The 9,249-nt window shown below is 38.9% G+C and carries 6 protein-coding genes and 1 rRNA gene; all 7 read right to left on the bottom strand.

Going from position 1 to position 9,249, the window contains the following annotated elements; translation table 11 throughout:
• Positions 1–62: 62 nt before the first annotated feature.
• Positions 63–1,623: ribosomal RNA gene (locus IGK54_RS04315) — 16S ribosomal RNA — on the bottom strand.
• A gap of 643 nt (positions 1,624–2,266) precedes the next feature.
• The gene (locus tag IGK54_RS04310) at positions 2,267–3,775 is read right to left on the bottom strand and encodes a HAMP domain-containing sensor histidine kinase (RefSeq protein WP_002363430.1); all 1,509 of its coding nucleotides are present in this window, start codon (positions 3,773–3,775) and stop codon (positions 2,267–2,269) included.
• Between the two features lie 10 nt (positions 3,776–3,785).
• The gene (locus tag IGK54_RS04305) at positions 3,786–4,472 is read right to left on the bottom strand and encodes a response regulator transcription factor (RefSeq protein WP_002355954.1); all 687 of its coding nucleotides are present in this window, start codon (positions 4,470–4,472) and stop codon (positions 3,786–3,788) included.
• A 157-nt stretch (positions 4,473–4,629) separates the two neighbouring features.
• Positions 4,630–6,051: an NADP-dependent phosphogluconate dehydrogenase gene (gndA, locus tag IGK54_RS04300; protein ID WP_002355953.1), complete on the bottom strand. Its 1,422-nt coding sequence runs from the start codon at positions 6,049–6,051 to the stop codon at positions 4,630–4,632.
• A gap of 204 nt (positions 6,052–6,255) precedes the next feature.
• On the bottom strand, positions 6,256–6,435 hold the full coding sequence (rpmF, locus tag IGK54_RS04295) for a 50S ribosomal protein L32 (RefSeq protein ID WP_002355952.1): 180 nt from the start codon (positions 6,433–6,435) through the stop codon (positions 6,256–6,258).
• 56 nt (positions 6,436–6,491) lie between these two features.
• Positions 6,492–7,061: a YceD family protein gene (locus IGK54_RS04290; RefSeq protein ID WP_142957709.1), complete on the bottom strand. Its 570-nt coding sequence runs from the start codon at positions 7,059–7,061 to the stop codon at positions 6,492–6,494.
• Between the two features lie 373 nt (positions 7,062–7,434).
• A complete protein-coding gene (pyk, locus tag IGK54_RS04285; RefSeq protein WP_002355949.1) occupies positions 7,435–9,192 on the bottom strand; it encodes a pyruvate kinase in 1,758 nt (585 codons plus the stop codon).
• Between the last annotated feature and the right edge of the window lie 57 nt (positions 9,193–9,249).

Here is a 9,249-nt window from a genome sequence, read left to right as displayed (position 1 = left end):
AGTAGACCTCTCAAAACTGAACAAAGTAAAGACGAAATGTGTATTTCCGTAATATTCCTTAGAAAGGAGGTGATCCAGCCGCACCTTCCGATACGGCTACCTTGTTACGACTTCACCCCAATCATCTATCCCACCTTAGGCGGCTGGCTCCAAAAAGGTTACCTCACCGACTTCGGGTGTTACAAACTCTCGTGGTGTGACGGGCGGTGTGTACAAGGCCCGGGAACGTATTCACCGCGGCGTGCTGATCCGCGATTACTAGCGATTCCGGCTTCATGCAGGCGAGTTGCAGCCTGCAATCCGAACTGAGAGAAGCTTTAAGAGATTTGCATGACCTCGCGGTCTAGCGACTCGTTGTACTTCCCATTGTAGCACGTGTGTAGCCCAGGTCATAAGGGGCATGATGATTTGACGTCATCCCCACCTTCCTCCGGTTTGTCACCGGCAGTCTCGCTAGAGTGCCCAACTAAATGATGGCAACTAACAATAAGGGTTGCGCTCGTTGCGGGACTTAACCCAACATCTCACGACACGAGCTGACGACAACCATGCACCACCTGTCACTTTGTCCCCGAAGGGAAAGCTCTATCTCTAGAGTGGTCAAAGGATGTCAAGACCTGGTAAGGTTCTTCGCGTTGCTTCGAATTAAACCACATGCTCCACCGCTTGTGCGGGCCCCCGTCAATTCCTTTGAGTTTCAACCTTGCGGTCGTACTCCCCAGGCGGAGTGCTTAATGCGTTTGCTGCAGCACTGAAGGGCGGAAACCCTCCAACACTTAGCACTCATCGTTTACGGCGTGGACTACCAGGGTATCTAATCCTGTTTGCTCCCCACGCTTTCGAGCCTCAGCGTCAGTTACAGACCAGAGAGCCGCCTTCGCCACTGGTGTTCCTCCATATATCTACGCATTTCACCGCTACACATGGAATTCCACTCTCCTCTTCTGCACTCAAGTCTCCCAGTTTCCAATGACCCTCCCCGGTTGAGCCGGGGGCTTTCACATCAGACTTAAGAAACCGCCTGCGCTCGCTTTACGCCCAATAAATCCGGACAACGCTTGCCACCTACGTATTACCGCGGCTGCTGGCACGTAGTTAGCCGTGGCTTTCTGGTTAGATACCGTCAGGGGACGTTCAGTTACTAACGTCCTTGTTCTTCTCTAACAACAGAGTTTTACGATCCGAAAACCTTCTTCACTCACGCGGCGTTGCTCGGTCAGACTTTCGTCCATTGCCGAAGATTCCCTACTGCTGCCTCCCGTAGGAGTCTGGGCCGTGTCTCAGTCCCAGTGTGGCCGATCACCCTCTCAGGTCGGCTATGCATCGTGGCCTTGGTGAGCCGTTACCTCACCAACTAGCTAATGCACCGCGGGTCCATCCATCAGCGACACCCGAAAGCGCCTTTCACTCTTATGCCATGCGGCATAAACTGTTATGCGGTATTAGCACCTGTTTCCAAGTGTTATCCCCCTCTGATGGGTAGGTTACCCACGTGTTACTCACCCGTCCGCCACTCCTCTTTCCAATTGAGTGCAAGCACTCGGGAGGAAAGAAGCGTTCGACTTGCATGTATTAGGCACGCCGCCAGCGTTCGTCCTGAGCCAGGATCAAACTCTCATAATAAAAGTTAGAACAATCTTGCGATTGTTAAGCTCAATTTGTTTGCTAGCATATTGCTTGCTCGTTAAAAATGTTTGTTGTCTTGAATTGAATCAAGACGCCCTACACATTTGGTTCGTCTATTCTTTGTTCAGTTTTCAAAGGTCTACGTTACCTCGCAGCAACTTTTATATCATAACAAACTTTCGTTTGAATGTCAAGAACTTTTTAAAAAAGTTTTTTTAAGTTGTTTTGCTCGGTTGTTGTCGTCTGTTGTGACAACTTCTATATCTTATCATTATCTCAGTTGTTTGTCAACAACTTTTTAAAACTTTTTTGTTATTTTATAACAAGTTTTTTTGATCAAATGATTGATTTAAAAGCAATCTCTTTAACGACTTTGTTATTCTAACATGTTATTTATCTTTTCGTCAAGAAAAATTTTTAACTTTTTAAAACTTTTTTCTTAACGAACTGTTTGTCAGAACAGATATTAATATACCAAGGATTTTTCTAAAACGCAACTATTATTTTGCAGAAAAATAACATTTTTTTCAATTTCGAACGATGAATATTTTCTGCAAAGAAAACATTCGTTTCTTTATCTTATAATCCCTTTTCTCTTACTGAAATGTTCGTTAATCATTCGTAAAAAAAGCAACGTACTTTATTGTACGTTGCTCTCTTCTTTTATTCCAGCGATTGGAATAAAAATTCTAAAGATCGTTCCTTGATGCAATACGCTTTCTGCATCAATACGTCCTTTATAGTTTTCGACTAATTGTTTTGCAATCGATAGTCCTAAGCCATTACCGCCTTTATTTCTTGCACGGGCTTTATCTACTCGGTAGAATCGATCAAATATTTTCTCCAAGTCTTCTTCAGTGATTCCTTCACCAAAATCTTGCACAGCTATTTCAAATTCATTCATCGTTCGAGAAATGGAAATATGCACTTCTTTTCGATCGGTTGAATATTTAATCGCATTATCTAATAGAATAATTAGCAATTGTTCAAAGTGATTACGATAGATTTTCAGCTCAACTTCGGTTGGTAAATCGTCATCTAATGTGATATGAAACTCAGGATAAACCAATTGGAAGTTATTGAATACTTGGTAGACTACTTGTTTAGCATCTGTTCGTTCATTTGCATATTGGGTGTCCACTTGTTCAGCGCGTGAAAGGTCAAGCATTTCTTGGACCAAACTCTTCATGCGACTAATTTCTTGTAAACTGGCCTTTAATGATTCATCTAAAATTTCAGGATCGTCTTTTCCCCAACGATTTAAAAGGTTTAAATGGCCTTCCATAATCGCAACGGGCGTTCTTAATTCATGGGAAACATCTTCAACAAACTGCTCTTGTTGTTCGATATAGCGTCTCATACGATCTAACATTTCATTAAAGATTTCCGAGATATCTGCTAACTCATCTCTCGTATTAATCTCCGGCATGTGGACATCTGATTGCGGGTCTTTGCGGATTGTATCCATCGTGTCTCTCAATACTTTTAATGGTTTTAAGAAATAAGAAGAGAGGATAAAGCCTAAGACACTACTTACAATCAGAGAAATCACTTCTAAAACTACAAGTGTTAATAATAAATGATTACGAATTTCATAAAAAGAAGAAAGTTCATAAAACGCTTGAATATAGCCAATCTTTTCTCGTGTTTCTTTTGAAAAAATAGGTTCCACGGAATAAAAACCGGTTTTATCAAAAACGGTTCGAACAACAGGTAATTGTCGATCCAATTGTAATAACTTATCATATTCATTTTGTGTTTTAAAAACTAGCTTTTGGTTTGTGTCATACACAGATAAATAAAGTTCTGGTTGTCCTAGTTCAGATATGAAACTGTCCATTTCCATAAACGAACCTTCTACTGCTGTATGCTTATTATAGTAGTTTTCATCTCTTTCACTCGGCGTTTTTAAATAGTCAAAAACGTCTGTTACCGTTAAATTTTCATTGGCATTAGCTAATCGATTTGTTACTTCTGCAATCGTTGCTTCGACATTTTCCTTTTCTTTGGCAACAATAAGACTGACAGAAGACTTATAGGTAATCACCGCAAAAATGGTAAAAACTACAAATATAAAGAAAGAACTTGCGAAAGCCCACTTTATAGTTAAAGATGGGCCTTCCAGTTCTTTTTTAATCGTTCTTTTCATTAATTAGTTCTCACGAACGCATAACGTAGCCAGTTCCACGGACAGTTTGGATGTAGCTTTCTTCTCCAGGTACGTCAATTTTATTTCGTAAGTAGCGGATATACACATCCACAACGTTTGTTTCTACTTCTGTTTCATAGCCCCAAACTTTATTTAGTAACACATCACGTGCCAAGACAACATTCACGTTTTCCATTAGCGTTAATAGTAATTCGTATTCGCGTTTTGTTAATTCAATCATTTCAGAATTACGACGAACGACACGATTTTCTTTTTCAATTGTTAAGTCACGATATGTAATCGTTGTTTGTTTTGCAACGTTTTTATCGCCCTCAATATCAATACGACGAAGTAACGCACGTAAACGAGCTAACAATTCTTCAATTGCAAATGGTTTAACAATATAATCATCCGCTCCATGGTCTAAACCAGAAACACGGTCAATTACTGAATCACGCGCAGTCATCATAATAATTGGTGTATTTTTCACTTGGCGAACACGGCGACATACTTCTAATCCATTCAATTCTGGTAACATCAAATCAAGAAGGATAGCATCCCATTCGTTGTTAAGAGCGGCTTCCAATCCTGTACGACCATTGTAGTGTACTTCTGTCGTATACCCCTCATGTTTTAATTCAAGCTCAACGAATCTCGCTAAGTTCTTTTCATCTTCAATAATTAAAATGTTGCTCATTTGATTAATTGTCCTTTCTCTTTAAAAGCTATACTCAAGCTCAACCTTTTTATTCCTTACTACTTATTAGAGAATTACTACTCAATCTGTCTGGTTCTTTTTTAAGCCACAGTAAAACCATGAGCATGGTGAGCCACACTCATGGTCTCCAGCGTGTTTATTCTTCGTTGTACCAGCTGTAATGGTAGATTCCTTCTTTGTCTGTGCGTTCGTACGTATGAGCACCGAAGTAATCACGTTGTGCTTGAATTAAATTCGCTGGTAAGCGATCTGAACGATAAGAATCGTAATAAGCAATTGCAGATGAGAATGTTGGTACAGGAACACCTGCTTGAACAGCAATCGCAACAACTTCACGAACGGCTTGTTGATATTTTTTCGTAATTTCTACGAAGTATTCATCTAACAACAAGTTTTCAAGTGCTGGATTTTTTTCATATGCATCGGTAATTTTTTGTAAGAATTGTGCACGGATAATACAACCTGCTCGCCAGATTTTTGCAATTTCACCAAATGGTAAATCCCATCCGTATTCTTCAGAAGCTGCACGAAGTTGTGCAAAACCTTGCGCATAACTCATTAATTTACTAAAGTATAATGCTTCGCGAATTTTTTCAATCAATTCTTTTTTATCACCTGCAAAGTTAAAGGCTGCAGGTTTTGATAAAATGCCACTTGCTTTTACGCGTTCTTCTTTGTAAGCCGAAATAAAACGTGCAAATACTGATTCTGTAATTAATGGTAATGGTACGCCAAGATCTAACGCACTTTGGCTTGTCCATTTACCTGTTCCTTTGTTGCCTGCTGCATCAAGAATAACATCAACGATTGGTTGGTCGGTTCCTTCATCATCTTTACGTGTCAAAATGTCAGCCGTGATCTCAATAAGGTAACTATCTAATTCGCCTTCGTTCCATTCTTTGAAAATCTCTGCCATTTCATCAACAGATAAACCTAAGATTTGTTTCATTAAATCGTAGGATTCAGCAATTAATTGCATGTCCCCATATTCAATCCCATTATGAACCATTTTTACATAATGTCCAGCACCATTTGGGCCAATGTAAGTCACACATGGTTCACCGTCTTCTGCTTTAGCTGAAATTTTTTCAAGAATTGGCGCAACTAACTCATACGCTTCTTTTTGTCCGCCAGGCATGATAGATGGTCCTTTCAAGGCTCCTTCTTCTCCGCCAGAAACGCCAGTACCAATAAAGTTAATTCCTGAGTTTGCTAGTTCTTCATTACGTCGCATTGTGTCTTTGAAGAACGTATTACCGCCATCAATTAAGATGTCGCCTTTATCAAGGTGTGGTAACAATTCTTGGATTGTCGCATCTGTTGCAGGTCCAGCTTTAACCATCAACATAATTCGACGAGGTTTTTCAATTGCATTCACAAATTCCTCAATTGAGTATGTTGCTTGAAAGTTTTTGTCAGGATGTTCTTCAACCACTTCTGTTGTTTTTGATCCTGTACGGTTATACAGCGCAACTGTATAGCCTCTGCTTTCAATGTTTAAAGCAAGATTTTTTCCCATGACAGCCATGCCGACTACGCCAAATTGTTGTTTTGTCATTTTATGACCTCCTATATTATAATCAACGAAAATTCTATGAGCATTCTCTTATAATCCTCACTATTATAACGCACTATCTTTCATATGAAAACAATATAGTGCCAATAAATTTCCAATTTCTTCATATTTTCTTAAAAAAATACAAATCCCCTAGGCTCCATGGTTAGCCTAGGGGATTCAACATTTCAAAAAATGTTTTTATGCTTATGCTTCTTTAGACATTACGTCTTTTCCATCGTAGTGACCACATGCTGGACATACGTGATGGCTTTTTTTCATTTCACCACAGTTTGAGCATGCATTTAAGCCTTTGATTGTTAATTTGTAGTGTGTGCGACGTTTTGCTTTTTTCGCTTTAGAAGTTCTTCTAGCTGGTACTGCCATTGTTGTTCCACCTCCTTGTAAAGATGCGTGTATTTACATACACAATATATTCCAACCTAGCTGTTATCTTCCTCTTCAGCATTATCGCTGAGTAATTCTGATAGTTTAGCCAGACGAGGATCCACTGTTTGTTCTGCTGCTTTCTGCTTACTTTCCAAATATGCTTCTTCTGAAATCACTTCCCAGTCATTGCCACTTGGCATTTCTTGACTGTTTTGTTCTTCTTCTGTAAGCACTTGAATTGGAATGGACAATAGAATGTTGTCTTCGACAGATTCATCTAAATCAATTGTTGGCTTGTCCAATAAAATAATCTCTTCAGCTGCAAATCGTTCATCTCTTATATCCATTTGTTCTTTTGTCATAAAGACTTCATCGACCGTGATTTGCATTGGCAAAGCCACAGGTTCTAAAGAACGGGATGAAGGAACGGTTACAGTTACCTGAATAGTGTAATGAAGTAAATATTCTGATTTATTGACTGCTAATAAGCCTTCTACTTTGATTGGACTTACATCCAACAAGGTATCATCTCGTTGAAGAAGCTCTTCTTTAAGATGCAATGTTTCTGAAAACACTAGCGGCTCTTCTTTGTATTTATTTAATTCTAACAAAGACCACTTCATAATTATCACTCCTAAGCAACAAAAGCTATTATACAGGGGTATGAAAGCTTTGTCAATGAAATTTTCTTGACAGCCCTTTCTTATTTCCTGTTTTTCTTTCGTTTTTTTTATAATTGTTTTTCTGTTGAAGATAACTTAGCGCTTATTTAATTAAATAACAAAATTTTTGTGTGAAATAACATAAATAATTTAAAACTCAGACATAATTTTACTATTTGCGCCCAACTCTTTATTTACTGAATACGTGTTTTCTGAACATTTCGTACTACTGTCTTCTTTGTAAAAAAAGCTGAGACAAACTGACGAATCGGTTTGTCCCAGCTTTGCGTCCGAGTACATATTGCTTAGAATCAAATGATTGAATTAATTAGACTTAGATAGCTGTTGTTGCTCCGCGGTAAACAATACCACGACGAGGATCAACAGTAATCACTTCGTCATTATTAATTAATGATGTTGCATCTGCAGCACCTACGATAACTGGAATATTTTGCGCAATCGCTACAACAGCTGCATGAGAAGTTAAACCACCTTCTTCAACAACTAATGCTGATGCTTTTTCAATTGCAGGCATGTATTCTTTATCTGTTGTTTTTGTAACTAAAATAGCTCCTTCAGTCGCTTTAGCAACTGCTTCTTCAGCAGTTCCTGCCACAACGGCTTTTGCAATAATTGCTTCTTCGCCGACACCTTGACCTTGAACTAATTTAGAACCGATCATTTGAATTTTCATTAAGTTTGTTGTGCCTTTTTCGCCAACTGGAACACCAGCAGTGATAATGATTAAATCACCTTCTGAAGCATAACCTTCTTCTTGTGATACTTTTGAAGCTAAGTTAAACATTTCATCTGTGCTTGATGGTTTGTCAGCAACTGTTGCGTAAACACCCCATGATAATGATAAGCTACGTGCTTTTTGTTCTGAGAACGTAATTGCAACGATATGTGCTTTTGGACGGTATTTAGAGATCATACGTGCTGTATGGCCTGATTCTGTTGCCGCAACGATTGTTTGGATACCCAAATTACGTGCTGTATGGCCAACAGATTGTCCGATTGCTTCAGTCATATCTGTTTTGCTATATAATTTCAATGCGAATGAATCTTGGTTAACTAATGTTTCTTCTGTACGAACTGCAATACGAGCCATTGTTTGAACAGCTTCTAATGGGTAATCCCCTGCTGCAGTTTCGCCTGATAACATTACTGCATCTGTTCCATCGTAGATTGCGTTTGCTACGTCATTTGCTTCCGCACGTGTTGGACGTGGGTTACGTTGCATTGAATCTAACATTTGTGTTGCAGTGATAACTGGTTTACCTAAAGCATTACATTTTTTAATTAAAGCTTTTTGGACAACTGGAACATCTTCTGTTGGAATTTCAACACCCATGTCACCACGAGCAACCATTAAACCATCAGAAACTTTTAAGATTTCATCGATATTATCGATACCTTCTTGGTTTTCGATTTTAGGAATGATTTGGATGTGTGTTGCGTTTTCTTCTTCTAAAATTTTAGTGATTTCTAAAACGTCAGAAGCACGACGAACGAAGCTAGCTGCGATAAAGTCAATTCCTTGACCAATTCCGAAACGGATATCGTTAGCATCTTTTTCAGTGATCCCTGGTAAGTTTACAGAAACGCCTGGTACGTTAACGCCTTTTTTGTTTTTCAAGACGCCTTCGTTTTTAACAACTGTTACGATTTCGTTTGCATCACGGTCGATATCAGTTACTTCTAAATCGATTAAACCATCATCTAAAAGAATGTGTGAACCTACGTTTACATCATTGATTAATTCTGGATAAGTGATTGAGAATTTTTCATTTGTTCCTAAAACTTCTGTCATAGAAATACGTACTGAGTCACCAATTTTCATTGTGATTGCGCCATTTTCCATGTCATTTGTGCGGATTTCAGGACCTTTTGTATCTAGTAAGATCGCTACGCGTTTCCCTGTAATTTTTACAGCTTCACGAATGTTTTTAATACGAGCACCATGCTCTTCGTAGTCACCATGTGAAAAGTTCAAACGGCAAACATTCATACCTGCATTAATTAAGTTTACTAGCATATCAACGGATTCACTAGCTGGTCCAATCGTACATACGATTTTCGTTTTTTTCATTACTAAAACGCTCCTATTCCAAATTTGTTTATACAAAGCTAATAAGATTAGCTAATA

This window comes from Enterococcus sp. DIV2384, assembly GCF_050534975.1.
GTDB classification, from domain to species: Bacteria; Bacillota; Bacilli; order Lactobacillales; family Enterococcaceae; genus Enterococcus; species Enterococcus faecalis.
Note: the sequence above shows the minus strand (reverse complement) of the source record. Positions and strands in the feature narration are given on the sequence as shown.

Excerpts from the sequence above, each read along its gene's own strand:
- IGK54_RS04310 (WP_002363430.1), bottom strand. The coding sequence starts at position 3,775 with ATGAAAAGAACGATTAAAAAAGAACTGGAAGGCCCATCTTTAACTATA.
- IGK54_RS04305 (WP_002355954.1), bottom strand. The coding sequence starts at position 4,472 with ATGAGCAACATTTTAATTATTGAAGATGAAAAGAACTTAGCGAGATTC.
- gndA (WP_002355953.1), bottom strand. The coding sequence starts at position 6,051 with ATGACAAAACAACAATTTGGCGTAGTCGGCATGGCTGTCATGGGAAAA.
- rpmF (WP_002355952.1), bottom strand. The coding sequence starts at position 6,435 with ATGGCAGTACCAGCTAGAAGAACTTCTAAAGCGAAAAAAGCAAAACGT.
- IGK54_RS04290 (WP_142957709.1), bottom strand. The coding sequence starts at position 7,061 with ATGAAGTGGTCTTTGTTAGAATTAAATAAATACAAAGAAGAGCCGCTA.
- pyk (WP_002355949.1), bottom strand. The coding sequence starts at position 9,192 with ATGAAAAAAACGAAAATCGTATGTACGATTGGACCAGCTAGTGAATCC.